The following is a 23,931-nucleotide window of genomic DNA, read 5'->3' as shown; positions in this document are numbered from 1 at the left end:
ATCGGGTTAAGAAAGCACTTCGGTTCGAGTGCGCCCGGACCGGAGCTCATCGACTACCGAAAGGGCGTTTCCCATGACTAGCGCTAACCGCGAAGACGAAGACATCGTCGTTGTCGCAGTGGACGGCTCCCCCGCCTCCGACAATGCCGTGCGCTGGGCCGCCAACACGGCCGCAAAGCGCGACATCCCCCTGCGTCTAGCCGCGAGCTACACCATGCCCCAGTTCCTCTACGCGGAGGGCATGGTTCCCCCGCAGGAGCTTTTCGACGACCTGCAGCGCGAAACGATGGCCAAAGTCGACGCCGCCCGCGAGCTGGCGCTGACGGTGGCCCCCGACATCAAGATCGGGCACGCTGTCGCCGAGGGATCCCCGATTGACATGCTCCTGGAGATGTCTCACGACTCGTCCATGATCGTGATGGGCTCGCGCGGCCTGGGCGGGCTCTCCGGGATGGTTCTCGGATCCGTGTCCGCGGCCGTGGTCTCCCACGCGTCGTGCCCGGTTGTTGTTGTGCGCGAAGACAACAACGTCACCGACGAGACCAAGTACGGCCCGGTCGTGGTCGGTATTGACGGCTCCGAGGTCTCCCAGCGCGCCACGGAGGTGGCGTTCGAGGAAGCCAGCGTCCGCCAGGCGGAACTGGTGGCGGTGCACACGTGGGTCGATGCCCCTATTCAGGGGCCGGGCGCGGGGTACGCCATCACCGACGACTATTGGTTCGCGATGCAGCAGGCGCAGGAGGAGAAGATGACCTCCTACCTCGCTGATCTGCAGGAGCGTTTCCCGGATGTTGAGGTCCGCAAGGTCATCACCCGGGATCGCCCGGTGCACGCGTTGGCCGAGGCTGCGCAGGGCGCACAGCTGCTGATCACCGGCTCGCACGGCCGCGGTGGATTCAAGGGGATGCTTCTGGGTTCCACCTCCCGCGCGCTCCTCCAGTCTGCTCCGTGCCCCATGATGGTGGTCCGCCCGCTCAGCTAATTGTTGTTGACTCGTTACCTCACCGTAGGTGTTCAACGTGGCGCATTCTTGGAAAAGCATGGATAATTGAGGCGCTGTTGAAAACTATCTGAAAGGACATACATCATGACTTGGGGATTTTTGGGATGGATCATCATCGGCGGCATCGCTGGTTGGATCGCTTCGATGATTAAGGGCCGCGACGCTCAGATGGGCATCGTTCTCAACATCGTCGTGGGCATCATCGGCGGCCTTCTCGGCGGCTGGCTGCTCGGCCTGTTCATGGATGACCCGATGAGCAACATCTTCATGAGCTTCATCACCTGCCTGATCGGCGCGGTTATCCTGCTGACCATCGTTAACGCAGTCACCGGCTCGCGTCGCTAACTCGCGCGCTCAACGGCCTCCCCGGTGCCACCGGCACTGAGGGGGCCGTTTTCGCTGCGAACTGGTGTGAACGTACCGGTTTGTCTATATTGATTGAGGAAAGTAACGTCCCATGGAGAACGAGAGGGTAGAGGTTGACAACGGGATCTGCGAGCAAGAAGAAGGCGCCGGCTCGACGCCGCAACAGGCCGAGCCCCCGGCAGCGCCTTCTCGACGCCGCGACCAAGTTGTTCACCGAGGAAGGCATCCGCGTCATCGGCATCGACCGCATCCTCCGCGAGGCCGATGTTGCCAAAGCCTCCCTGTACTCGCTGCTCGGCTCCAAAGATAACCTCGTCATCGCCTACCTGGAAAAGCTTGACGACGACTACCGTGCCCGGTGGCACGCGCGCGCCGACGCGACACACGACCCGGACGAAAAGCTCCTCGCCTTCTTCGACATGGCGATCGAGGAGGAGCCGCAGAAGGATTTTCGCGGCTCGCCCTTCCTCAACGCGGCCAACGAGTATCCGCGCCCAGAGACTGAGTCCGAGCAGCGCATCGTGGCCGCGGCGACCGCGCACCGCGAGTGGCTCCACTCGACGATGACGCAGCTTCTGACCTCAAAGAATGGCTACGCCTCCGACGCCCAAGCCGACCAGATGCTCATTCTGTTCGAAGGCGGGCTGTCGGGGGCGCGGTTCCTGCGAGACGTGGGGCCCCTGGAGACGGGCAAGCAGCTTGCCAAGGAGCTCCTCGGCGCGCCGCCGGTGGACTACTCCATCTAGGAGCGGGGCTTTTTCCGGATCTCCTCGCGCTGGAGCCTGTTCGCCTCTTTGACAGCTGCGCGACGCTCGGCGGCGCGGCGTTTCTTCTCCGCCTTCGCTTCGGCTTTCTCGGCTTTCTCCGCCGCCTTCTCGGCCTGGAGCTCGCGGCGCACGGCGGGCAGCGTCGACGGGTTGGCTACCGCCGACAGCTTCCGGCGCCGGCGGGAACGCTTCTTCTCCCGCTCGCCGCGCCGGCGGAGCATTTCGGCCTCTTTAGCCTCCGACATGTGGGTCAGGTGGGCGTCGTCAAGCGGAAAAACCCGCACGACGAGGTACCAGAGAACGACGGTCTGGAGCAGAGTCCACAAGTTGCCACTCACCCAGTACAGCAGCAGAGCGATGGGCACCAGCCCGGTGAGCCCCGCGATGGTGATGCCGAGGGCGGCCAGCGGAACCAACACCCACACGAAAGCGTAGACGCGGTGCGCCGTCGGGTTGCCCCACTCGAGGGTGGAGCGCGTGCGGATTTGCGAGACCACCATGTTGAATGTGGTGAAGCACACGGCGGCGACCAGCATCGGAACGGCGAGCGCCCGGACATCGCTGAGCGTCGTGCCCAGGTGGGCGAACTGCTCGGGGGTCATCGACATGTAGGCGGGCAGCGGAACCCCCAGCAGCGTCGACTCCCGGAAGGACTCCACTTCTGCCGGGCTGAGCACGCCGAGCGGGCGGCCGCCGGCCGACGCCGGCACCGCCATCCACAACAAGAGCCGGTAGAGGCCCAGGAAGAACGGGAGCTGGATGAGCGCGGGTACGCACCCGGCGAACGGGTTGTACTGGTACTCCTTGTGCACAGCCTTGGTCGCTTGCTCCTTGGCCTTAATGCTTTCGGCGGAAACCTCGGCTGAGTACTCCTGCTCGATCGCGGCGAGCCGCGGGCGCATGAGAACGAGCAGGCGGCTGGTTTTGAAGGAATACCACTGTAGTGGCGCAATCAGGCCGCGGATGGTCACCACCAGCAAAATCACGGACGCCACCCACGACGGTGAGCTCTCCATGCCGAAGACGCCGGCGAGGAGCCAGTGCCAGAACTTCATCACCGCCGAAACGGGATAGACAAAGGCTTCAATCATCGGGTAAAACCACCTGTTTGGTCGACCGGGCAACTGGGTTAATGTTAGGCCATGTCCTCGGTACCGCTGCCACCCGCAGGCAGTGAAAGACGCCGCGCGAGTGCGAGCCACGTCGCGGGGGAGATCCTGCTGACCCTCGGCGTGATTCTGCTGCTCTTCGCGTTTTATGAGGCGTTCTGGACCAACCTCGCCTCCGCCAAACTGCAGGACGACGCCCAGGAATCACTCGAACAGCAGTGGGTCAACCCGCGCGTCGCCACCACTCACGACCTGGGCGACGCGTTCGCGCGCATGTACATCCCCGCGTTCGGATCCGACTACCAGTTCGCCATCATCGAAGGGGTCGACGAGGAAGACCTCCTGGCCGGTCCCGGGCGCTACCCGGACACGCAGATGCCGGGGCAACCGGGCAATTTCGCGGTCGCCGGCCACCGGGTGGGCAAGGGCGCCCCCTTCAACGACCTGGGGCGGCTCGACGCCTGCGACGCCATCGTGGTGGAAACGCAGACGAGCTGGGTCACCTACCGGGTTCTCCCCATGGCCGGTGATCCAGCCGGCCGCGACGCGGAAGCGGCGCAGTGCCTGGCAGGCGAGGTGGCGCACCGCGTGGTGGACGGGGACTACTCCGGGGTGCTCGGCAGGCACATCACGCTGCCCAACGACGTCAGCGTGCTCAACCCGGTTCCCGGCGCCGCGGCCGTGGAGGTCGCGCCGGGGGCGGAGGGAATTATGACGCTGACGACGTGCCACCCGCAGTTCTCCAACGCGCAGCGCATGATTATCCACGCGGTCTTGACCGAGACCACGGACAAGGCTGGCGGGCCGCCGTCAGCCATGAAGGAGGCGAGCTAGATGTACGAAGCTCTGTGGCGCATGCTGCCGGGACCGACCGCGGTGAAAGCCGTCATCGCCCTGCTGTGTGCGGTGGGGGTGTTCTTCCTGCTCATGGAGGTTGTATTCCCGTGGGTGTCCACCCTGATGCCGTACAACGACGTCGTGGTGTGAGCGGGCTAGCGGCCCAGGACGGTCGTGACCGTTTCCGCCATCTCGTGCTGACCCTTCGGCGTGGGGTGGGCGGGATATGAGTTGGTGTCTGTGCCGTCGATGGACACCCAGCGCTGCTTGGGCACCGCGCAGGTGGTGTGCCTCTCCACGTCCTCGGGCAGGGCGAAGATGGCCCCGCTGGCCTCGGCGGACTGCTTGACGAGGTTGTTGATGGCGGCCGTGAGCCACACCGCCCACTCAACCCCCTCGCGGCCGATGTTATCCGTGATGGCGCACTGCTGCTCCATGGAAACCAACGGCGAGTACCCGGTGGCGACGACGACCGCGCCGGGCGCCTTCTCGCGGATCGCCGCGTGCATGTCCGTGAGCTTAGTCGGCAGTTCCGCCATGGCCTGGCCCAGCGGCAGCGCGAACTCCTCGGCGCAGTTGCGGTCCGAACCGGACAGCATGTCGTTGATGCACCGCGCGATCTCGGCGAAGCCGATGTCGTTGCCGCCCATCGAGACGGTGACCAGGTCGGCGTCGCTGCGCAGCTGGTTGATCTGCGGCTCGATGGAGACGTCTTCTTCGGGCACTACGCGCGGGCCCTCGATGTTGGCCGTGGTCGAGCCCTGGCAGGTGGCGTCGACGAATTCGACCGAACGGCCCAGCATGCCCGCGAGCTCGTTAGGGTAGTTGTCCTTTGACTGCGCGCAGAAGCTGGGGTCCGCCTTCTCTCCCGTGGCGGAGCCCATCGCCGCGTACGAGTCGCCGAGCGCCACGTAGACGCGGATGTCGGACGGGTCCATGTCGATGGCCTGCGCCATCTCTGTCGCCTCGACCCGCGTGGGGTCGGCGTCCAGGGTGGGGACCACTCCGAGCGGCGGGGCCACGGACGTGTGGGTCCCCACATGGTCAATCGGCTCGGACTGGCACCCCGAGAGGGCAAACGAGGAGGCCAGGAGCCCGGCAACCGCGGCGGCCCAGCGGCGCATCACATCCACCTCGGAACGGGGGGAATCCAGGTACGCAGGGCGTCGATAAGCTCGCCTGCGTCATTGGATAGAACAAGGGAGGCGCGGTCGGATGGGCGGATGAACCCCTGGGAAACCATGTGGTCGATCATAGCGACGAACGGCGACCAGAAGTCCACGCCCAACAGGCCGATGGGGGTGTTGTGGTAGCCGAGCTGCTGGGCCGTCCACTGGTCAAATAATTCGTCGAGGGTGCCGGTACCGCCGGGCAGGGCGATGATGGCGTCGGAAAGCTCGCCCATGCGGGCCTTGCGCTGCGCCAGGGTGTCCACCATTTCCACCCTGGTCAGGCCCTCGTACTGCAGCTCGTGGCCGGCCAGGCGATGGGTGAGCACCCCGATGGACTGCCCGCCGGCCGCGCTGACGGCAGTCGCGACCCGGCCCATGACGCCGAGGCGCGAGCCCCCGTAGACCAGGGTGATGCCGCGCGAGGCCAGCTCCGCGCCGAGCTCGTCCGCCAGCGTCAGGTTTGCGGGGTTCGTGCCCGGGTTCGCCCCAGCGAACACCGCCACCGCGGTCAGCTCCCGTTCCCGCAGCGCGGGGAAGACCTCGGCCGACAGCAGAGGGGCGAGCTCGTAACCGGCCGGGGCGTGGGGGTCGATCCAGGCGAGCTGCTCGATCTCCCCGGAGGCGGTGGCGGGAACGGCGGCTAGCGCCTTGGCGAACACCGCCGTACCGGCAAAGACCGCCGCGCTGACCTGGAAACCGGGCTCATTCGCCGCCGGTGCCGCGAACTCCCCGAGAAAGCCCACCTCGTCAGCGCAGACGTCGAGACTTGTCTCCTCGCGCGTCTCGCGCAGCGCCGCCTCCAGCGGCGTCTCCCCGCGCTCCGGCTTGCCGCCCGGGAGCTGGAAGCGCCCGCTGCCCACCTTGCGCACGCACAGGACGCGCCCGGCGGCGTCGCGGAGCACGAGCGCCGCGACGCGGATGGGCTGGGGGATGGTCACAACCCCAGGGTAGTGATTACTTGCTCCGCGACAACCTGAGCCTTGACCGACTCGTCCTGGTCGGTGAACACGGTGACTGCGACGGGACCCTTGGCCACGGAGTACGCCGCCCCGACCCGGCCGGGGACGGCGCCGCCGCCGTGGCGCCCGCCGTCCCACCCCTCCGGATCGCTAGCCGGCTCGGTGTATTCGATCGGCGCCGCCCAATCCACCACGGCCATCGCGTCTGCCGGGGTGGGCATGTGCCGCACCAGCACCGTCAGCTGGGGAGCATCCTGGTAGGACCAGAACACGCACGCGGGGGTGTCGAAGCGCTGGTCGACCCCGACGGCTGTCACCCGCTGCCCGTTCGCCTCCGCGACCCATGGCGCATCCAGGTACGGGCACGCCCCCGCCGGGTCGGGTGAAGCGTCCGGCAGGGCGTCGTGAGGCAAGCCCTGATCGAGGGCGGGGACGGCTTCTCCGACGGGAGTGGGCGGTTGGGCGGGCTCGTCCGCGGAGCAGCCGGCGAGGAAGCCGACGGCTACGAGCGCCGCGGCGGCTCTGGGTAGGGTAAAGCGCATGAGCTCCAGATTAGTTGTGGTGGGCGGGGAGACGGCGGGCCGCAACGAGTCCCACGGCAAAAACGCGCTGGACACCGGGATCACCGTGCTGTCGGTGTCGCTGCTGCTCATCTCGCTGGCCGCGCTCGTGCGCATGCCGTTGAACTCGGCGCTGCTGCACATCGTTCTGGTCACGGGCTTTTCCTTCCTCCTGTTCTACGGGCTGGTGGAGATGCCGCGCTGGGGCAGAGTGTCGCAGGCGGGGTGGCTGATGGCCATGACGGGTCTGTGGATCGCCGACATGATGGTCACCCCGTTGGCGGTGTACTGGGTGTTCATCCTCTTTTTTGTCTACCTGCGCACCTTCAACGACTGGCGGGGTGTGGTCTGGGTCGTCCTCGGGCTCGGCATCGCCATCGGCGCCCAGGTGCCCACCGGGCTCACCGTCGGCAGCGTCATCGGCCCGGTCCTCGCCGCGCTGGTGGTCATGGCCACCAACTACGCGTTCACCACCATCGAGCGCGTGAGCAAGGAGCGGGAGGCGCTTATCGACGAGCTTTTGGCCACGCGCAAGCAACTCGCGGCCACGGAGCGCCAGGCCGGCGTGGCGCAGGAGCGCGAGCGCTTGGCGCACGAGATCCACGACACCGTGGCCCAGGGGTTGTCCAGCATCCAGATGCTGCTGCACGCAGCGGACCGAGACCTGGGCGCAACCGGGCTCAGCGAGTCGGAGCTCGCGCCCGCGAGACGGCGCATTGAGACGGCGCGCCGGGCGGCGTCGAACAACCTCGCGGAAACGCGCGCGATGATCGCCGCGCTCACCCCGGCCCCGCTGACGGAGGCGTCCCTGCACCGGGCGCTGGAGCGGATCGCGCAGGATTACGCGCAGGCCGGCGGCGCCCAGATCGAAGTGGAATCGGACGGGGAGCCGGCGGTGCTGCCGATGCGCAGCGAGGCCGGTTTGCTGCGCATCGCGCAGGGCGCGGTGTCGAATGCGGTGCAGCACTCCGGCGCGTCGAAAATCCGCGTCACGCTGACCTACAGCCCCAACGAGGTGCGCCTCGATGTGGTGGACAACGGGCGCGGCTTTACCCCGGAGGAGGCGAGCAGCGAGCCGACCGGGCTGGGCCACATCGGGCTAAACGCCATGCGCTCGCGGGCCGAGGAGTTGGGTGGGGAGCTCGTGGTGGAGTCGTCTCCAGGCGGGCCGACCGCGGTCTCCGTGGCGGTGCCGGGTAATATCAATCGAAAGATGGAGGAGGGCGAATGATTCGGGTGCTGCTGGCGGACGACCACCAGATTGTCAGGCTCGGCCTCCGCGCCGTGCTGGAGGAGGCGGACGACATCATGGTCGTCGGCGAGGTGGCCACCGCCGAGGGGGCGATATCGACGGCGCAGGCCGGCGGCATCGACGTCGTCCTCATGGACCTGCGTTTCGGCGCCGGCGCCGAAGGTTCGAAGGTGACCACGGGGGCGAAGGCCACCGCCGAGATCCGCCGCACGATGGACACCCCGCCCCAGGTGCTGGTGGTGACCAACTACGACACGGACGCCGACATCCTCGGCGCTATCGAGGCCGGCGCGGTGGGTTACCTGCTCAAGGACGCGCCGCCGGCGGAGCTGGTGGCGGCGGTGCGCTCCGCCGCCCGCGGCGACGTGGCGCTGTCCCCGGTCGTGCGCACCCGCCTGGAAACGCGCGACCGAGCCCCCAAGTTCTCTCTCACTCCGCGCGAGCTCGAGGTCCTCCAGCATGTCGCCTCGGGCGCGTCGAACCGCGAGATCGGCCTCGAGCTGATGCTGTCGGAGGCGACGGTGAAGAGCCACCTCGTGCACATCTACGACAAGCTGGGGGTGCGCTCGCGCACGTCGGCGGTGGCGTCGGCGCGGGAGCGGGGAGTGCTCTAGCGGCTGGACTTCTCCTGGATCTCACCTGTGACGTCATTGAGCTCCTTCTCAATGGACATGTGGGCGAGGCGCTGCTGCTCCGGGTTGAGGCGCTCGGCGTTGCGCACTGCCTGCTCCAGCTCGTCGAGGCGGACCTCGACGTCCTTGATAAAGCTGGAGGACAGGGCGGAATCGTCGTGCAGCTTGTCGGTGCGGCCGCGCAGCGCGTCAATGCGGGCCCGCAGCTCGGCGCCGCGGCCGGAGTAGCGCGAGAGGTCCTGGGAACTCAGGCCGAGGGAGGACGCTCGCGACTCGATGCGGCGCTGCTGGTACGAGGTCATGGCCTTGTACGCCAGCGGCAGCAGCACGGGGATAAGGACGCGGGCGGCGCCGACGTAGTTCTTGGCCTTCTTCTGCGTCAGGCCCGACTGCTCAATGCGCTTGAGGTGGGTCTCGGCGAGCTTCTTCTCGTGCTTGCGCTTTCGCTTGAGGCCCTTCTTCTCCTCATTGATCAGGCGCTTCTCGGCCTTCTCCAGCAGCTTCGCGGTGCGGCGCTCCTGCTTCGCCTCGTTCTTGGCCAGTTGCCGAGCCCGGACCTCGGCAGCCTTGATTTCCGCCTTCGTCTTCGCGCGGTTCTTGCGGATCGTTTCGATGATTCCCATGTGACCCACCTTACCTGGCTGGCGGACGATAAGATTGGCGACGCTGTGAGCGAAATTGATCTGATCCGCGCGTCCGACCTGGTGGGGTGCCGCTACCGCCTGCGCCAGCGCCTGGCGCACCCGGACGTGCCGCCCCTGCCCGAAGCCGTGGCCCGGCAACCGCAGATCGACGCGGGCCGCGCCGCCGTGTTCTCGGCGCTGCCCGTCGAGCGGGCGCTGGGCGACGGCCGCGGAAAGGCGTTCACCCGGGTCGACCTCGACCCGACCGACCCGATTGCCCAGTCGGAGCGGCGCACCCGGGCCGCGATGAAGGCCGGCGCGCACCTGATCACCAACGCCGTGCTCACCGGCGCCGTCGCCGGGGTGGAGATCCTGGCGGAGATCGATGTCCTCGTGCGCGCAGAGACGGGCGAACGCACGTACATGCCGGTCATGGTGTCGAACCACCGCGTCGCGCGGGCGTCGACAAGCGAGAAGCTCCTCTTCGTGCCCACGCACCGCCTCTCGCTGGGGTCCCCGCTGGCCACGGGCGCCAAGCTGCGCCACCACACCGCCGACGGCTACCGCCTCGCCATGGCTCACCTGCTGCTCGGCGAGCGTGCCGACGGCCGCGCCGCCCTCGTCGGCCAGGACCGCTCCCGGGCCTACCTCACCCCGGTGGAGCGCTTCGTGCCGCCGCTGATCGAGGCCCTCAACGCGCCCGTCCCGACCGAGCCGCGCCGCCTGAAGCAATGCGCATCCTGCCGCTTCTGGCCGCTGTGCGAGCCGCGGCTGGAGGAAATGGACGACATCTCGCTGGTCCTCCCCGGCGGCCGCGCGGACGGGTTGCGCGAGCGGGGGATTGAGACGGTGCAGGCGCTTATCGACGCCCGCGTGGGCGAACCCTCCGCCATCGCCAACGCCTGGCGCCAGGGCATCGGGGTGCTCAAACGCACAGAAACGACCTCCGTCCCCCGGGCCGACGTCGAAATCGACATTGACATGGAGGCCTACCTGGACCAAGGCGCCTACCTGTGGGGCACCTTCGACGGGGAGACGTACCGCGCCTTCGCCACCTGGGACGAGGTCGGCGGCGCGTGGGAGGAGGCGAACTTCGCCGACTTCTGGGAGTGGCTCACCGGCGTGCGCGCCGCGGCCCACGCCGCGGGCAAGACGTTCGCCGCCTACTGCTACGCCTCCGGCGGGGAGAACCATTGGCTGAAATCCTCGGCGCGCCGCTTTAGCTCGGTGGACGAGCGCGAGGTGCGCGAGTTCATCGCGTCCGAGGAGTGGGTCGACGTGTTCGCCCATGTCCGGCACCAGCTGGTGGGCACCGACGGGCTGGGGTTGAAGGTGCTCGGCCCAGTCGTCGGCTTCGCGTGGGAGGACGATGACGTGGACGGGGAGCGCTCCGTCGCCCTGCGGCGCGCGGCGCGGCTGGGGGACGCGGCGGCGCGGGAGATGCTGCTGCGCTACAACGAGGATGACTGCCGCGCCACGCGTGCGGTGCGCGAATTCCTGTCCGCGGGCGCGCCCGGGCTCAGGCTCCTCTCCGAGCTCTCTCCTTGAGCGCCAGCCCGGCGGCGACGGCCACGAGCAGCAACAACAAGGCGGCCAGCACGGCGATGAACCCCCACCACGGCAGCGACTCGAACGCCGCGCCCGTGGCGGCGCCGATGATGGAGGACCCCATGTAGTAGGCGAACAGGTACAGGCTGGACGCCTCGGCGCGGTCGTGGTCCGCAATCAGGCCCACCCACCCCGAGGCGGTCGAGTGCAGGGCGAAGAAGCTCGCGGTGAACACGAACAGGCCGGCCAGCGCCACCGCCAGCAGGGAGCTCGCCGCGGCCAGCGCGCCGGCCAACATGAGCGCCGCGCCCGCCAGCACCACCCGGCCGCTGCCGTACCGGCCCACCATCGCGCCCGCGCGTGCAGACGACCACGTGCCCGACAAATACATCACAAAGACCAGACCCGCCAACGACGCGGGGAGCCCGAAGTGGTCGGTCGCGCGGTAACCGAAGTAGTTGTACATGGACACGAACACGCCCATGCCCAGAAAAGCGGTGGCGTACAGCCCGAGCAGACTGGGGTTGCGCAGGTGGGACAGCGCCGCCCGAGCCTCCGCCGCCGGGTTGATCGACTCCTTCGGCGTGAAGTTGCGCTGCGGGGGCAGAAGCACCGCCACCGCCACGGCGAGCGCCACCGCGAAGAGCGAAGAGATGAGCAGCGCCCAGCGCCAGGAGGCGAACTCGAGCACCGCGGAGGGGATCAGGCGCCCCGTGAGCCCGCCCACCGAGGTGCCGGCGACGTAGAGCCCCATGGCGCCGGGGACGTCCTTGTTGTCCAGCTCCTCCGACAGCCACGTCATCGCCACCGCGGGCGCCCCGGCGATCATCACCCCCTGCAGGGCGCGCAGGGCAATGAGCTGGCCCGCCGTCTGGGCGAGCGGCAGCGCCACGCCGATCAGGGTCGCCGCCAGCGCGGAGATGATGAGGATGCGCCCGCGGCCGTACTTTTCCGAGAGGATTGACAGCGGCACCACGCACAACGCCAGCGCCCCCGTCGCTGCGGAGACGGTCAGCGCCGCGGTCGACGGCGCCACGCCCAGCTCTGCGGTCAGGACAGGCAGCAGCGCCTGGGTGACGTAGAGCGAGTTGAAGATGGCTAGCCCCACGGCCAGCATGGCAAGCGTCGCACGCCTGTACTGCCTGCTGCCCTTTTCCACACAGACAAGCTTAGGCCCCCGCCGCCGGCGCATCGTGCCGGGGCGGGGGCCCTTGAGAGAAAGCCGGGGCTTTAAGGCTACTTAGCTGCCGCCGTGTAGCGCTCGTTCACGTCATCCCAGTTGACAACGTTCCAGAACGCCTTGACGTAGTCAGCCTTGACGTTCTTGTACTGCAGGTAGAAGGCGTGCTCCCACATGTCGAGCATGAGCACCGGGGTGAAGTCCACGGAGATGTTGCCCTGCTGGTCCGTCATCTGCTGGATGATGAGGCGGCCGGCGATGTGGTCATAACCCAGGACTGCCCAGCCGGAGCCCTGCAGGCCGTTGGCGACACCCTCGAAGTGCGCCTGGAACTTCTCAAAGGAGCCGAAGTCGCGGTTGATGGCGTCGGCGATCTCACCGGTCGGGGCGCCACCGGCGTTGGGCGCCATGTTCTTCCAGAAGATGGAGTGGTTGGTGTGGCCACCCAGGTTGAAGGCGAGGTTCTTCGACAGCGCGCGCAGCGTGTCCGGGTTAGCCTCGCCAGCGCGCTCCGCCTCGAGGGCCTCGAGCGCGGCGTTGGCGCCCTTGACGTAGTTGGCGTGGTGCTTGGTGTGGTGCAGCTCCATAATCTCGGCCGAGATGTGCGGCTCGAGTGCGTCGTAAGCGTAGGGCAGATCAGGAAGCTCGTAAACAGCCATGATTACCATCGTCCTTTCGATTGGTTTTGAGTTACGTGTCCCATGATAGGGAAAAATTCCGGGACGGGTCGCCGACGGGCGGCAGGGAACAAAAGCGCACGACACCTCGTTGGTGGGTGTATGGGATTTTTGATTGGACGCCGCCCCGAACTCGTCGATGGGCAACGCGCTCTGCCTGGACGCACGGAACCGGTTCTCGCACGGCCCAAGCCGCACGCGGTGCTGGGCACGCCGATTACCGGACCGTGGCGCGAGGGGCAGAAGCGGGTCCTCATCGGACTCGGCTGCTTCTGGGGCGTAGAGAAGATGTATTGGCAAATGGACGGGGTTGAGTCGACCTCGGTGGGTTACGGCGGTGGCATCACCCCGAACCCGACGTACGGCGAAGTATGCAGCGGCATGACCAACCAGGTCGAGCTGGTCGAGGTGGTCTACGACCCCGAGAAGGTGACCCTGAAGGACCTGGTGCGCGCCGGCCTGGAGGCGCACGACCCGACCCAGGGCTACCGGCAGGGCAACGACGTGGGCACGCAGTACCGCTCCGCGTTCTACACCGATACCGAGGAAGAGGCCGAGCAGGTCCGCGGCTGGGTGGAGCAGTACGGCGCGCAGCTCGCCGAAGCGGGGCTGGGACCGATCACCACCGAGGTGCGCTCCGGGGTTGACTACTACCTCGCCGAGGACGAGCACCAGCAGTACCTGCACAAGGTGCCCAACGGCTACTGCCCGCACCACTCCACCGGAATCCCCTGCGGTATTTAGTGCAGCTAGTAGCTGTGGCGGTTGCGGAAGCCGCCGGGGGGACGGCGCAGCTTGGTGGCGTCGCGGTGGATCCAGTTGGAGATATCCTCTAGCCGCTCCGGGGAGTCGCCGCTGCCCATCACCGCCGACCAGTACGCAACCGTCTCGTCGTGGTAGTTGTGCCCGTGGGGTGATGGAAACCCCTGCGATGCCAACTGATCCACCCCGACCTGCCAGAAGGTGATGAACGGTGCCCACCGCAGGGTATCCGGGACGTCGAGGTGCTGTGCGGGGGGAGCGGGCACACCGCGCGACCCCGGCTCCTTGAGCCAGTCGGGCACCCGGAAAATCAGCTTCCAGTCCCACCACACCACGGGGTCCGACGCGTGCTGAGCGAACACCGCGCGCGGTTCCTCCCACGCATTCGCATAGGGCTTGCCCTCGAAGTCGTGGGTGATGTGGCTCGGGTGGGCGACGAAGCGGATGTGCCGCCCGCCGTCGACAATCGGCAGGCGCTGCGGGCTGCCCTCGTCGCGGCCCCGCGTGAGCTCGGAGTGGCTGCGCGCGAACCCCGGCACGCCGGTGAACACCCCGCCGGCCACGCCGCCCAGGAACTCGTCGATGCTGGTGAAGGCGTCGGTCACGCCGTAGGCGCCGAGGGACTCGCCAGCGACGTACAGCTTCGGGCGGGCGTCTTCGGGGATGTCGAGCAACCTGGCACGAATCGCCTCGATGAGCAGGCGCGAGGACCGCACCGGGGACTCGTGGTCCGCGAGGTAGGAAAACGCCGACGGCAGGTAGGAGTACTGCATCGCCACGATGGCGGTGTCCCCGCGGCCGATGAACTCGAAGCCCGAGGTGAGGAAGTCGTTGATCCACCCGGTGCCGGCGGCGGACATGACGGCGATGTGGCCCCGGGACCACGCATCCGTCCGGTCCATCTCGCGCAGGGCGGCGGAGACCATGTCGTCATAGGAGCGGTCGTCGTCAAGCCCGATGAAGACCCGGATGGGCTCTTTCGCCCGCTCGCGCAAGACCAGCTCGATGTCGCGCCGCCGCGGGCCTCCCGCAACGACCGCCCGGCCCTGGCGGCCTATCGTGGCCCATCTCTCCTCGGAGTGGATGGAGCCTGCGCGCTCCGGCTCGGTGGGCCTGTCCGCGCCCGGCAAGAACTCGCGATCTAACTGCTCGGCCCGCTTGTAGGCGCGGGCGAAGAAACTGCGGATGACCAGCCTGTCGGTGAACACGGTAACGAGTGAACCGGCCGCGAGCACCGCCAGCGGCCACGACGTCACCGGGGGAAGCTTTTTTCCGAGCAGCTCCGCGGCGGTGTCCACCACCGACTGCAGGGCCTCGCCGACGGCCAGGATCGCCCCGTAGCCCAGGGTGCCCACGGTGATGCCGATGAGGGACTCAGTGACCGTGAACTCGTTGTCGCCCTCCACCATGCCCACCTGGGTGGCGTGGCGGTGGGCGGACTGGATGAACGTGGCCACGGTGGCCGCGCTCATCACCCAGTGCAGCGCCGTGTTGGCGTACCGGCCCACCCTCTCATCGCGCACCGCGCCGCTCGAGCGCACCCCGCGCGCGACGGTCTGGTTGATCACGTTGCCCGCGGCGTGGCCGACGCCCTGGCAAATGGCGACGTTGGCCGCGACGGCCCACCAGCTGTGCGGCAGCAGAGACGGGGAGACCGCGCCCCACGTGGCCACCTCGGCGCCCAGCATGCCGGGCCCGTAATTCTTGGGCAGCCTGCGCAAGCCCCGCAGGCGAAGCCCCGGGGTGAGATCCGCCCAGACCTCGACCACCATGAGCGGGACGGTGAAAATGCCGTGCCTGCTGAACGTGAAGCGGCCCCTCGCGTTCTGAATCGCCTCATCCAACGTCGGGGAGGTGTGTGCGCGGGAGCGCAGGGTGTCGGCGAGCGGGAACCGCGGCAGGTGCAGGGGCATAGAGAGCATTGTTCCAAAAGGCGGCCGGCCCCGCAGCGCCGGGCGTGCTCCGGTCTTTCTCCGGTCGCGGAACCGTCCGAGCGGTTGTAGGTTAAACAGTCGTGACCATCCTGACGAGGAGCACCGCAGCTCACCACCGTAAACCGCGCACCGAGCCACGCATCGTGGCGCACCGCGGGGCGTCGGGACTCTACCCGGAGCAAACCTTTCAGGCGTTCGACGAGGCGCTGAAGCTGCCGATCCACGGCATCGAGTGCGACGTGCGCTTGACCAGGGACAACCAGCTGGTGGTGTTCCACGACCCGATTCTGAACCGCACCACGAACGGCCGCGGCAGGGTCTCGGCGAGCGACTGGTCGGAGCTGCGCACGCTCAACGCGGGAACGAAGGACAACCCGCAGCGCATCCTGCGCCTGGCGGAGCTACTCGAACTCATGCAGGACCACCCCGACAAGCACATCTACGTGGAAACGAAGCACCCCACCCGCTACGGCCCGGAGGTGGACGAGCAGACCCTGCGCGTGCTGCATTACGCCGGCCTGCGCGAGTCCGAGCGCGTGCACCTGATCTCATTCTCCCACCGCGCGATGCGCTACTTCACCGAGTTCGCCCCCGAGCTGGAGACGTTCTACCTCTTCCGCCTGCGGGAGAAGAAGTGGAACAAGGGCAACCGCATGCTCTCGCGCCCCTACGGCGTGGGCCCGGCCATCTCCCACCTGCAGTCCAAGACGGAGCTGCTGGGGTTTAGGGGGCTCAAGACGTACACGTGGACGGTGAACCTGCCGAAGCAGATGCTGTGGTGCCGCGACAACGGGGTGGATGTCTTCGCCACCGACCTGCCGCACCTGGCGCTGGACACGTTCGCCGCTTCTCCCTCGCAGGGCGGCGCCGCCCCGCTGGTCGGGTAGCATTACGGCCCATGGCAAAGAAGAACCGCAAGAAGCAAGAGGCCGACCTGCCGGAGGGCATGAGCCGCCGCCAGGCCAAGCTCGCCGCCCGCGCCGCCGAGCGCGAGGCGCTGGCCAAGGACCCCCGCCCGTACGCCGGCCTGGCCGCAGAGGCGGACCTCATCGCCCTGCAGGAGTTCGTCCCTTCTGCCGTGGCCCAGGTGAAGGCCGGCGGCGAGCTGGTGAATCTTGTGACGGTGCTTCCCGGCGCGGGCGCCGCTTTGCGACGCTCCGCGGCCGACGGCGGCGAGCGCTTCGTCGCCCTGCAGGTGGGGTCGCATTCCCAGAACCCCGGCCGCGACCTGGCGTACGCGCTGAGCTGGGTGCTTGGCGCCGAGCCGGGGCAGTCACTCCAGTCGACCGTCGCGGACGGCACCCAGCCCGAGCTTTCTTCGCTTATCGACGCCTCCGCGACGCTGTCCATCACCGAACACCAGGACTTCTCCTGGTGGTTTACCGCCGATGCCGTGGTGCCGGCGGAGGTGCAGCAGGCGCTGGCGCGCGCCAATGACGCGGTGATTCCATCCACCCAGATCACCGCCGACGTTCCCGGCTCCGTCTGGTGGGTCAACCCGGGCGGCGGCAAGGGCCACATCCGCTGGGTGCGCACGGACGACAACGAGAGCCAGATACTCGTCGCCTTGGCGCGCATCGCCGCCCGCGGCGAGCTGCACGTGGGCGAGGGCAGCAAGTTCGCCGGGGCGTTTCGCACGCACGGCGTCGTGGTTCCGGTGTGGGACGTCGACCCGTCCGTCGACGCCGCTACCTACGCCGGCGCGCTGGAGGAGCTGGAGGCGAAGATCGCCGCCGAGTACGCAAACGACGCCCAGCTGTCCGCCGAGGAGCGCAAGCAGCTGGACAACATCAATTCGCGCCAGGTGACGATTTAAGCGTGTCCTAGACTTCCCGTCTATGACAACAACTCAGCCCAGTGGGGCTCCGGCCCACGACCGGCCGCGCGGGCTTACCTCGCGCCACCTCCACTTCATCGCGCTCGGCTCCGCCATTGGCACCGGGCTGTTCTATGGCTCCGCCGGTGCCATTCAGGCGGCTGGCCCGTCCGTGCTGCTGGTCTACCTCTTGGGTGGCGCGGTGGTGTACTTCATGCTCCGCGCTCTTGGCGAGATGGCGGTGCGACACCCGGTGCGCGGCTCCTTCGCCGAGTACACCCGCGCCCACCTCGGCGGCGCGGCCGGCTTCCTCACCGGCTGGATGTTCGCTTTCGAGATGATCATCGTCGCGCTCGCGGACCTCACGGCGATCGGCATCTACATGGGTTTCTGGTTCCCGGACGTCTCCCGCTGGGTGTGGATCGTGGTGGCGTTGCTGGTGGTCGGCGCGGCCAATGTGGCGTCAACACGCGTCTTTGGCGAGCTTGAATTCTGGTTCACCATTGTCAAGGTCGGCGCCGTGGTCGCCATGATCCTCGCCGGCGCCGCGGTGCTGGTTTTCGGCTTGTCCGCGGCCGAGACCACCGGCCCGCAGAACCTGGTCAACCACGGCGGGTTCTTCCCCAACGGGGTGTCCGGCATGGTCGCGTCCTTCATCCTCGTGCTCTTCGCCTTCGGCGGCACGGAGATCATCGGCGTGGCCGGCAGCGAGGCGGAGGACCCGTCCCGCGCGATCCCCACGGCGATTAATACGGTGCCGGCCCGCATTTTGCTGTTCTACGTCCTGTCCATCCTGATCATCCTCATGATCAACCCGTGGCACACGATCACCGGCGACGAGTCCCCGTTCGTGCAGATCTTCACCGCGCTCGGCGTGAACTGGGCGGCGGCGCTGCTCAACGTCATCGTGATCACCGCCGCGCTCTCGGCCATCAACGCCGACATTTTCGGCGCGGGCCGTGTGCTCTCGGGCCTGGCCACCCAGCGTCTCGCGCCGGCCGCGATGACAAAGACGTTTCGGGGTGTGCCGGTGATGACGACGCTCATCTTGCTCGGTGTGCTCGTGGTCGGCGTGGTGCTCAACGCGCTGATTCCGGAGTCCGTCTTCGCCGTGGTCGCGTCGCTGGCCACGTTTGCCACCGTCTTCGTCTGGCTGATGATTCTGCTCGCGCATCTTGCTTCTCGACGCCACATGACGCCCCAGGATGTAACCTCACTGGCATACCGGGTACCCCTGTGGCCGTACGGCCAATACTTCGCCATCGCATTCATCCTGTTCACCTTCGGGGTGATGGCGTGGCTGCCGGACTTCCGGGTGCCGCTGGCCGTGGGCATGGTCTTCAGCATCGGCTGCGTTGCCTTGTACTACCTCACCGGTCGCAACCGCATCGACGGCGTGGACGACCCGGTCCCGGGCGGGTACGTTCCCGCAGCTCAGGGCCAATAGCACCCGGTGTGCGCAATTTCTCCGCAAAGTGCCTTTCAAGCGACAGGTATATAGCCTAAGATGAACCGCAACATTCAACCTGACACGTAAGGTCTTTCCGGCGCGGTGCATCGTCGCTAAGCGGGAGAGGCTTATGAATCTCCCGGGAGGTGCCCGCCATGGAAGGGTTCATCGACACACTCAACGGCCTGATCTGGTCGAACTGGCTCGTCTACTTGTGCCTCGGAGCAGGCGCCTACTTCACCATTGTCACCCTGTTCCTGCAGATCCGGTGCATCCCCGACATGCTCAAGCAGATCGTGCAGGGCGAGAAGTCCGAGTCCGGCATTTCCTCGTTCCAGTCGCTGATGATTTCGCTCGCCGGGCGCGTCGGCGTGGGCAATGTCGCCGGCGTCGCCACGGCGATCGCCTTCGGCGGGCCCGGTGCGGTGTTCTGGATGTGGGTGATGGCGTTGCTCGGTTCCGCCACGTCGTTTGTGGAGTGCACCCTGGCGCAGATTTACAAGGAGAAGGACCGCGACACCGGCGAATACCGCGGCGGCCCGGCCTTCTACATTGAGCGCGCCGGCGCACACACCCGCGCGCGGACCTTCGCACTGGTCTACGCCGTTATCTTCGCGGTCTGCATGATTTTGGCCACGTCCTACTTCCTGCCCGGCATCCAGGCCAACGGCGTGGCCGCAGCTGTCAACAACGCCTGGGCCGTACCCACCTGGGTCTCAGCTATCGTCATGGTCGCCTTGCTGGGCGTCATCATCATCGGCGGCGTCAAGCGCATCGCCACCTTCGCCTCCCTGGTCGTTCCCGTGATGGCGGTGTTCTACATCCTGGCCTCCATCTGGATCATGCTGGCCAACGTGAACGAAATCCCCGAGGTCTTCGGACTGATCTTCCGCTCCGCCTTCGACCGGGAGGCCATGTTCTCCGGCATGCTCGGCGCCGCCATTATGTGGGGTGTCAAGCGCGGCATCTACTCCAACGAGGCGGGCCAGGGGACCGGCCCGCAGTCCGCCGCGGCCGCCGAGGTCTCCCACCCGGCCAAGCAGGGATTCGTGCAGGCGTTTGCGGTGTACGTCGATACGCTGTTCGTCTGCTCCGCCACCGCCTTCATCATCATCTCCACCGACATGTACAAGGTGTTCGAGGACCAGTCGGAGGACGGCGCGGTGCGCTACGCGGGCTCGCTTGCCGACGGCATCGCGGTCGGACCCGGATTTGTCCAGGAGGGCATGAACACCGTCGCGCCGGGCGTGGGCCCCTCCTTCGTCGCGCTCGCGATCGCGTTCTTCGCGTTCACCACCGTTCTGGCGTACTACTACCTGGCGGAGGTCAACTTCGCCTACCTCAACCGCTGGGTGCACAACGACACCGCGCGCCGGGCGATGATCTGGGTGCTGCGCGCCCTGATCCTCGTCTCCGTCTTTGTCGGCGCGACCACCACCCCGGGCACGGCCTGGGCGCTCGGCGACATCGGCGTGGGCACCACCGCCTGGCTGAACATCCTGGCCATCCTGGTCATTCAGGGCCCGGCGCTGAAGTGCCTGTGGGACTACCGCCGGCAGAAGAAGGCCGGCCTCGACCCGCAGTTCGACCCGGAAGCACTGGGCATCCGCGGCGCCGACTTCTGGGAGCAGCGCAAGCGTGACATGGTCGCCGCGGGGACGTGGCAGGCGCGTTGATCAGCTAAAGCGGAAGACCTCAGCGTATTTTCGGGCCGTTTTTCGGGCGATTTTAGCGCTGAGGTCTTCCGGGCCTGCCCTCCGCGGTTTAGCGCAGCGAGGCGAACAGCGCCTCAGCGCCGGCGTCGTCCCACAGCATGACGTTGCCCACCTCAGTGTCGGCGAACCCGCCGAGCGGCACCGTCTCGGTCTGCAACCCGCCGCGCATCGCGAGGGCGACGCGGGCCAGGTTCCAGATGTGGTCGTTCTTGTTCACGGTGAACAGCTCCGGGGCTGCCCATATCAGCGGGATCACGCGGAACGGGTTGGCCAGCACCGCCGGCGAGGTGACCTTGTCCACGACAGCGCTGAGGAACTCGCGCTGGCGCCCGACGCGGTCGAGGTCGCCCAGCGCGGTGGCGCGGGTGCGCACGTATCCCAGCCCGGTCGCCCCGTCCATCATCTGGCAGCCGGGTGCGACGTTGAGGTTGGCCAGCGGGTCGTCGATCGGCTCGACGACGCAGATCTCCACCCCGCCGATGGCGTCGACAACCCCGGCGAGGCCTCCCATGCCGATCTCCATGTAGCGGTCCACGCGCAAGCCCGTGTTGTGCTCCACCGTCTCTGCCAGCAGCTTCGGCCCGCCGTAGGCGAAGGCGGCGTTGATCTTGTCCATCCCGTACCCGGGCACCTCCACATAGGAGTCGCGCGGGATGGAGACCAGGGTCGCGGGGCCGGATAGCGGCAGGTGCAGCAGCATGACCGTGTCGGTGCGCCCGACGCCCAGATCGCCCCCGGTGCCGTAGCGCGCGATGTCCTCCTCGCTGAGCCCGGAGCGGGAATCGGAACCGACCAGCAGCCAGTTGGTGCCCGCGGTGTTGCCGATGCGCTGATCGGGCAGGGCGTCGACGCGGTTGAGGCGGGCGTCGGCAAGCAGTACTGCGGCGACGACGATGACAAGGAGGAGGGCGAGCACGGCGACACAGCCCGGGGCTTTCCTGCGCCTGCGCGCCACGGGCGCGGGGGCAGGGGCGGCGACGCGGGAGCGCGACACCGCCATCGGCGCGGGTTCCGCCCGGCGCGGACGGCGCACGGGCGGGCGCTGCGTGTTCGCGGGGCGCTGAGGCGTGCGGCGCGGCTCGTACTGGCGCGTCTCCTGCGGCGGCACGTACTGGCGGGGCCGTTCCACAGGCCTGTCTGCAGGCCGTTCCACAGGCCGCTCGACTCGCTCGACGCGCGCGGCCCTGCGGCGGACGGGGCGACCGTAGCGGTCCACGATGGGCTTGCCGTCCTTGCCCAGCAGGTAGTCGCCCAGGTTGTCCCTCGGGTCGTTCGAGTGAGGAGTCGTTGGCATGGTCGAAAGCTTACCCAGCGCGTGTGCCTAGCCCCAGCCACGACAAGTCGAGGTACTGGTAGCCGACGAACGCGAACGCGTCGATGAGAAAGTGGCCGAGTATCAGCGGCCACACCTTGCCGGTGCGGTGGTAATACGCGCCGAAGACCACCCCCATGACAATGTTGCCGAACCCGGCGGAAACCCCCTGGTACAGGTGGTAGCTGCCGCGCAACACCGAGGACGCGGCGATCGCCGCCCACGGCGCCCAGCCCAGCTGGCGTAGGCGGGTGACAAACCACATCACCACCACGACCTCCTCGCCGAAGGCGTTGGCGAAGGACCACAGCAGAAGCGTGGGCACCTGCACCGCCTCGGTGGCGGGGACCACTTCCTTCGTCCACCCGAAGTGCAGGGAGACGACGTAGAGCGCCAGGCCGGGCAGCCCGATCACGGCCGCGAGCACCGCCCCGCGCCCCCAATCGCCCACGCGCGGGAGTGCCAGGCGCTGGCCGAGGAGGAACAGGGCGAGCGCGCCCCACGCGAACAGCATGCCCGCGGAGCACAGCTGCAGCGCCAGGTCCAGCCACGTGACCGTCGAGGTGGTGTCGTTGAGAGTGACCTGCTGTTCGTTGAGGGCCGGGGCGGCTGCGAGGGCGTCGATAAGCCTGAGAATCGAGCGCACCCCGGACAGGCCGAAGGTGACGGCTAAGACGATGAGGATCTCCAGCCGGATCCGCTCGGGCGTGGTGCGCATGCAGTAACTTTAAGGCATGAACCGCGTCGCATTCCTTGGTCCGCACGGCACGTTTACAGAGCAGGCGGTGGGGGAGTTCGGGCTTGCGGACGTGGAGCTGGTGCCCGTGGCCTCGCCCGCCGAAGCGCTGGATGCCGTGCGCGACGGCCGCGTGCGGTGGGCTGTTGTGGCCATCGAGAACTCCGTCGACGGGGCGGTGACCTCGACCACCGACGCGCTGATCGAATCCCCCGGCATCCAGATCTACGGCGAGACCGAGCTCGAGATCTCCTTCGCCATCATGACGCGCCCCGGCGCCTCGCTGGAGGATGCCGCGACGTTTGCCACCCACCCCGTGGGCTACCAGCAGGTGAAGAAGTGGATGGCGGCCAACGTGCCCGGCGCGGAGTATAAGGCGGCGGCGTCCAACGCGGCGGCGGCCGAGCTCGTCGCGCACGGCGAGGTCGACGTGGCGGCGGCCCCGCGCCGGGCGGCCGAGCTTTTCGGCCTGGAGGTCCACGCCGACCGCGTCGCCGACATCACCGCGGCCCGCACCCGCTTCGTGCTGGCCGGCCGGACCGGGGCGCCGCCGGCGCGCACGGGCAACGACCGCACCTTCGTGGTGTTCCAGCTACCCAACGAGCCCGGCACCCTGGTCGGCGCCCTGCAGGAATTCGCCTACCGCGGCGTGGACTTGAGCCGCATTGAGTCCCGCCCGACGCGCGCGGAGCGCAACACCTACAATTTTTTCGTGGACCTCGTGGGACACATCGACGACATCCCCGTCTACGAGGCGCTGCGCAGCCTGTACCTGCGGGCCAGTCAGATCACGTTCCTCGGTTCGTGGCCTCGGGCGAAGGGGTCGGGCGCGGCACGGACCAGGGATAACGCCGCCCGGCTGCGGGCCGCGCAAGAGTGGGTCGACTCGGCCCGGGAAGGAGCATAAATGCTGATTCTGCTCAGGCATGGCCAAACCACCTCGAATGTTGGCCGGCACCTCGACACCGCCCTGCCCGGCGCGGAATTGACCGACCTCGGCCGCGCCCAGGCGCGCGACGCCGGCGCCGAGATCATGGAGCGCTTCTCTCCCGCGCGCGTGGTCACCTCGCAGGCGCTGCGCGCGCGGCAGACCGGGGAGATCGCCTTCGGCGAGCACTTCGAGTCCATCCCCGCCCTCGACGGGCTCCACGAAGTCCAGGCCGGGCGCTGGGAAATGATGAACACGCGCGAGGCCCACGAGGCCTACCACGGCGCGTTCCGCGGCTTCTACCGGCGCAAGCTGGACTCGCTTATCGACGGTGGCGACTCCCTCGACGTTTTCCTCACCCGCTACCGCACGGCGGTCGAGCCCCTTATAACCCCTGTATCCCGTGAGGGGGACACCGTTGTGGTCTCCCACGGCGGGGCGATCCGCGCGTTCGCCGCCAACGCCACCGACGTCGACCCGGACTTCGCTGAGCAGGCGTACTTGCCGAACTGCCACTACGTGGTGATCGACCCGCAAGGCGAGTTCGGCTCCTGGCGCGTCGAGCAGTGGGGAACGTACCCGCTGAGCTAGGG

Annotated in this window: 25 protein-coding genes; 15 read left to right on the top strand and 10 right to left on the bottom strand. The window is 67.9% G+C overall.

The genetic code is table 11. The features are described from left to right. Nucleotides 1-73 precede the first annotated feature (73 nt). The 3 genes from BLS40_RS07360 (at nt 74) to BLS40_RS07350 (ending at nt 2,115) form a co-directional block, all read left to right on the top strand. Nucleotides 74-982, top strand: a complete 909-nt coding sequence (locus tag BLS40_RS07360; RefSeq protein WP_092150719.1) for a universal stress protein — start codon at nt 74-76, stop codon at nt 980-982. 105 nt (nt 983-1,087) lie between these two features. Continuing rightward, nucleotides 1,088-1,348, top strand: coding sequence for a GlsB/YeaQ/YmgE family stress response membrane protein (locus BLS40_RS07355; protein WP_092150716.1), 261 nt, complete (start codon nt 1,088-1,090; stop codon nt 1,346-1,348). 134 nt (nt 1,349-1,482) lie between these two features. Continuing rightward, complete coding sequence (locus tag BLS40_RS07350) at nt 1,483-2,115, top strand: TetR/AcrR family transcriptional regulator (RefSeq protein ID WP_092150713.1); 633 nt, start codon at nt 1,483-1,485, stop codon at nt 2,113-2,115. On the opposite strand, the gene yidC is transcribed toward BLS40_RS07350, so the two are convergent. Then, nucleotides 2,112-3,227: a membrane protein insertase YidC gene (yidC, locus tag BLS40_RS07345; protein WP_092150710.1), complete on the bottom strand. Its 1,116-nt coding sequence runs from the start codon at nt 3,225-3,227 to the stop codon at nt 2,112-2,114. The genes BLS40_RS07350 and yidC overlap by 4 nt on opposite strands. A gap of 51 nt (nt 3,228-3,278) precedes the next feature. Between yidC and BLS40_RS07340 the strand changes: the two genes are divergently transcribed. After that, nucleotides 3,279-4,079: a class E sortase gene (locus BLS40_RS07340; protein WP_092150707.1), complete on the top strand. Its 801-nt coding sequence runs from the start codon at nt 3,279-3,281 to the stop codon at nt 4,077-4,079. Then, on the top strand, nt 4,080-4,232 hold the full coding sequence (locus BLS40_RS11085) for a hypothetical protein (protein WP_092150704.1): 153 nt from the start codon (nt 4,080-4,082) through the stop codon (nt 4,230-4,232). Between the two features lie 5 nt (nt 4,233-4,237). Here the strand turns inward: BLS40_RS11085 and BLS40_RS07330 are convergent, their stop codons facing one another. Genes BLS40_RS07330 through BLS40_RS07320 form a run of 3 tightly spaced genes read right to left on the bottom strand, consistent with a single transcriptional unit; the run spans nt 4,238 to nt 6,755 of the window. Next, nucleotides 4,238-5,206 (bottom strand): SGNH/GDSL hydrolase family protein, encoded by a 969-nt coding sequence (locus BLS40_RS07330; protein WP_092150701.1) that lies wholly within the window; start codon nt 5,204-5,206, stop codon nt 4,238-4,240. After that, nucleotides 5,206-6,192 carry a TIGR00730 family Rossman fold protein gene (locus BLS40_RS11230; protein WP_092150698.1) on the bottom strand — a complete coding sequence of 329 codons (987 nt, stop codon included), beginning with the start codon at nt 6,190-6,192 and terminating at the stop codon, nt 5,206-5,208. Before BLS40_RS11230 ends, BLS40_RS07330 begins: the two co-directional genes overlap by 1 nt. Beyond that, entirely contained in the window at nt 6,189-6,755 is a 567-nt protein-coding gene (locus BLS40_RS07320) for a DUF2020 domain-containing protein (protein ID WP_092150695.1), read from the bottom strand. The genes BLS40_RS11230 and BLS40_RS07320 overlap by 4 nt, the downstream gene beginning before the upstream one ends. Here BLS40_RS07320 and BLS40_RS07315 point away from each other — a divergent pair. After that, a complete protein-coding gene (locus BLS40_RS07315) occupies nt 6,754-8,004 on the top strand; it encodes a sensor histidine kinase (protein ID WP_092150692.1) in 1,251 nt (416 codons plus the stop codon). The genes BLS40_RS07320 and BLS40_RS07315 overlap by 2 nt on opposite strands. After that, entirely contained in the window at nt 8,001-8,639 is a 639-nt protein-coding gene (locus BLS40_RS07310; protein WP_092150689.1) for a response regulator, read from the top strand. Before BLS40_RS07315 ends, BLS40_RS07310 begins: the two co-directional genes overlap by 4 nt. On the opposite strand, the gene BLS40_RS07305 is transcribed toward BLS40_RS07310, so the two are convergent. Beyond that, nucleotides 8,636-9,280 carry a DUF6474 family protein gene (locus BLS40_RS07305; protein WP_092150686.1) on the bottom strand — a complete coding sequence of 215 codons (645 nt, stop codon included), beginning with the start codon at nt 9,278-9,280 and terminating at the stop codon, nt 8,636-8,638. The genes BLS40_RS07310 and BLS40_RS07305 overlap by 4 nt on opposite strands. Nucleotides 9,281-9,325: 45 nt before the next feature. Here BLS40_RS07305 and BLS40_RS07300 point away from each other — a divergent pair, with 45 nt between their 5' ends. After that, nucleotides 9,326-10,828 (top strand): TM0106 family RecB-like putative nuclease, encoded by a 1,503-nt coding sequence (locus tag BLS40_RS07300; RefSeq protein WP_231908416.1) that lies wholly within the window; start codon nt 9,326-9,328, stop codon nt 10,826-10,828. On the opposite strand, the gene BLS40_RS07295 is transcribed toward BLS40_RS07300, so the two are convergent. Both BLS40_RS07295 and BLS40_RS07290 read right to left on the bottom strand, forming a co-directional pair. Then, nucleotides 10,800-11,945 (bottom strand): MFS transporter, encoded by a 1,146-nt coding sequence (locus BLS40_RS07295; RefSeq protein ID WP_092150684.1) that lies wholly within the window; start codon nt 11,943-11,945, stop codon nt 10,800-10,802. The genes BLS40_RS07300 and BLS40_RS07295 overlap by 29 nt on opposite strands. 119 nt (nt 11,946-12,064) lie before the next feature. Further along, nucleotides 12,065-12,667, bottom strand: a complete 603-nt coding sequence (locus BLS40_RS07290; protein ID WP_092152224.1) for a superoxide dismutase — start codon at nt 12,665-12,667, stop codon at nt 12,065-12,067. A gap of 120 nt (nt 12,668-12,787) precedes the next feature. Here BLS40_RS07290 and msrA point away from each other — a divergent pair, with 120 nt between their 5' ends. Next, nucleotides 12,788-13,429 (top strand): peptide-methionine (S)-S-oxide reductase MsrA, encoded by a 642-nt coding sequence (gene msrA / locus BLS40_RS07285; RefSeq protein ID WP_092150681.1) that lies wholly within the window; start codon nt 12,788-12,790, stop codon nt 13,427-13,429. A gap of 5 nt (nt 13,430-13,434) precedes the next feature. Here msrA and BLS40_RS07280 read toward each other — a convergent pair whose 3' ends face one another. Continuing rightward, the gene (locus tag BLS40_RS07280) at nt 13,435-15,360 is read right to left on the bottom strand and encodes an alpha/beta-hydrolase family protein (RefSeq protein WP_231908415.1); all 1,926 of its coding nucleotides are present in this window, start codon (nt 15,358-15,360) and stop codon (nt 13,435-13,437) included. 101 nt (nt 15,361-15,461) lie between these two features. Between BLS40_RS07280 and BLS40_RS07275 the strand changes: the two genes are divergently transcribed. The 4 genes from BLS40_RS07275 to BLS40_RS07260 all read left to right on the top strand — a co-directional run bounded on the left by BLS40_RS07275 (nt 15,462) and on the right by BLS40_RS07260 (nt 20,323). After that, entirely contained in the window at nt 15,462-16,268 is an 807-nt protein-coding gene (locus BLS40_RS07275; RefSeq protein ID WP_092150675.1) for a glycerophosphodiester phosphodiesterase family protein, read from the top strand. Between the two features lie 11 nt (nt 16,269-16,279). After that, nucleotides 16,280-17,197, top strand: a complete 918-nt coding sequence (locus tag BLS40_RS07270; protein ID WP_092150672.1) for a DUF5926 family protein — start codon at nt 16,280-16,282, stop codon at nt 17,195-17,197. Between the two features lie 22 nt (nt 17,198-17,219). Then, a complete protein-coding gene (locus tag BLS40_RS07265) occupies nt 17,220-18,644 on the top strand; it encodes an amino acid permease (RefSeq protein WP_092150669.1) in 1,425 nt (474 codons plus the stop codon). A gap of 158 nt (nt 18,645-18,802) precedes the next feature. Next, nucleotides 18,803-20,323, top strand: a complete 1,521-nt coding sequence (locus tag BLS40_RS07260; RefSeq protein WP_092150666.1) for an alanine/glycine:cation symporter family protein — start codon at nt 18,803-18,805, stop codon at nt 20,321-20,323. An 88-nt stretch (nt 20,324-20,411) separates the two neighbouring features. Here BLS40_RS07260 and BLS40_RS07255 read toward each other — a convergent pair whose 3' ends face one another. Next, nucleotides 20,412-21,656: an LCP family protein gene (locus tag BLS40_RS07255; RefSeq protein WP_092150663.1), complete on the bottom strand. Its 1,245-nt coding sequence runs from the start codon at nt 21,654-21,656 to the stop codon at nt 20,412-20,414. A gap of 10 nt (nt 21,657-21,666) precedes the next feature. Beyond that, nucleotides 21,667-22,392, bottom strand: a complete 726-nt coding sequence (locus tag BLS40_RS07250; protein ID WP_092150660.1) for a CPBP family intramembrane glutamic endopeptidase — start codon at nt 22,390-22,392, stop codon at nt 21,667-21,669. A gap of 16 nt (nt 22,393-22,408) precedes the next feature. On the opposite strand from BLS40_RS07250, the gene pheA reads away from it, so the two are divergent. Together pheA and BLS40_RS07240 are read left to right on the top strand one after the other, a co-directional pair. Continuing rightward, the gene (pheA, locus tag BLS40_RS07245) at nt 22,409-23,317 is read left to right on the top strand and encodes a prephenate dehydratase (protein ID WP_092150657.1); all 909 of its coding nucleotides are present in this window, start codon (nt 22,409-22,411) and stop codon (nt 23,315-23,317) included. Next, nucleotides 23,318-23,929, top strand: coding sequence for a histidine phosphatase family protein (locus tag BLS40_RS07240; protein ID WP_092150654.1), 612 nt, complete (start codon nt 23,318-23,320; stop codon nt 23,927-23,929). It abuts the gene before it with no gap. The last annotated feature ends 2 nt before the right edge of the window (nt 23,930-23,931 follow it).

This window comes from Corynebacterium mycetoides, assembly GCF_900103625.1.
In the GTDB taxonomy this organism is placed as follows: domain Bacteria; phylum Actinomycetota; class Actinomycetes; order Mycobacteriales; family Mycobacteriaceae; genus Corynebacterium; species Corynebacterium mycetoides.
The sequence above is the reverse complement of the archived record's forward strand: the minus strand, read 5'-3'. Positions and strand labels throughout refer to the sequence as shown.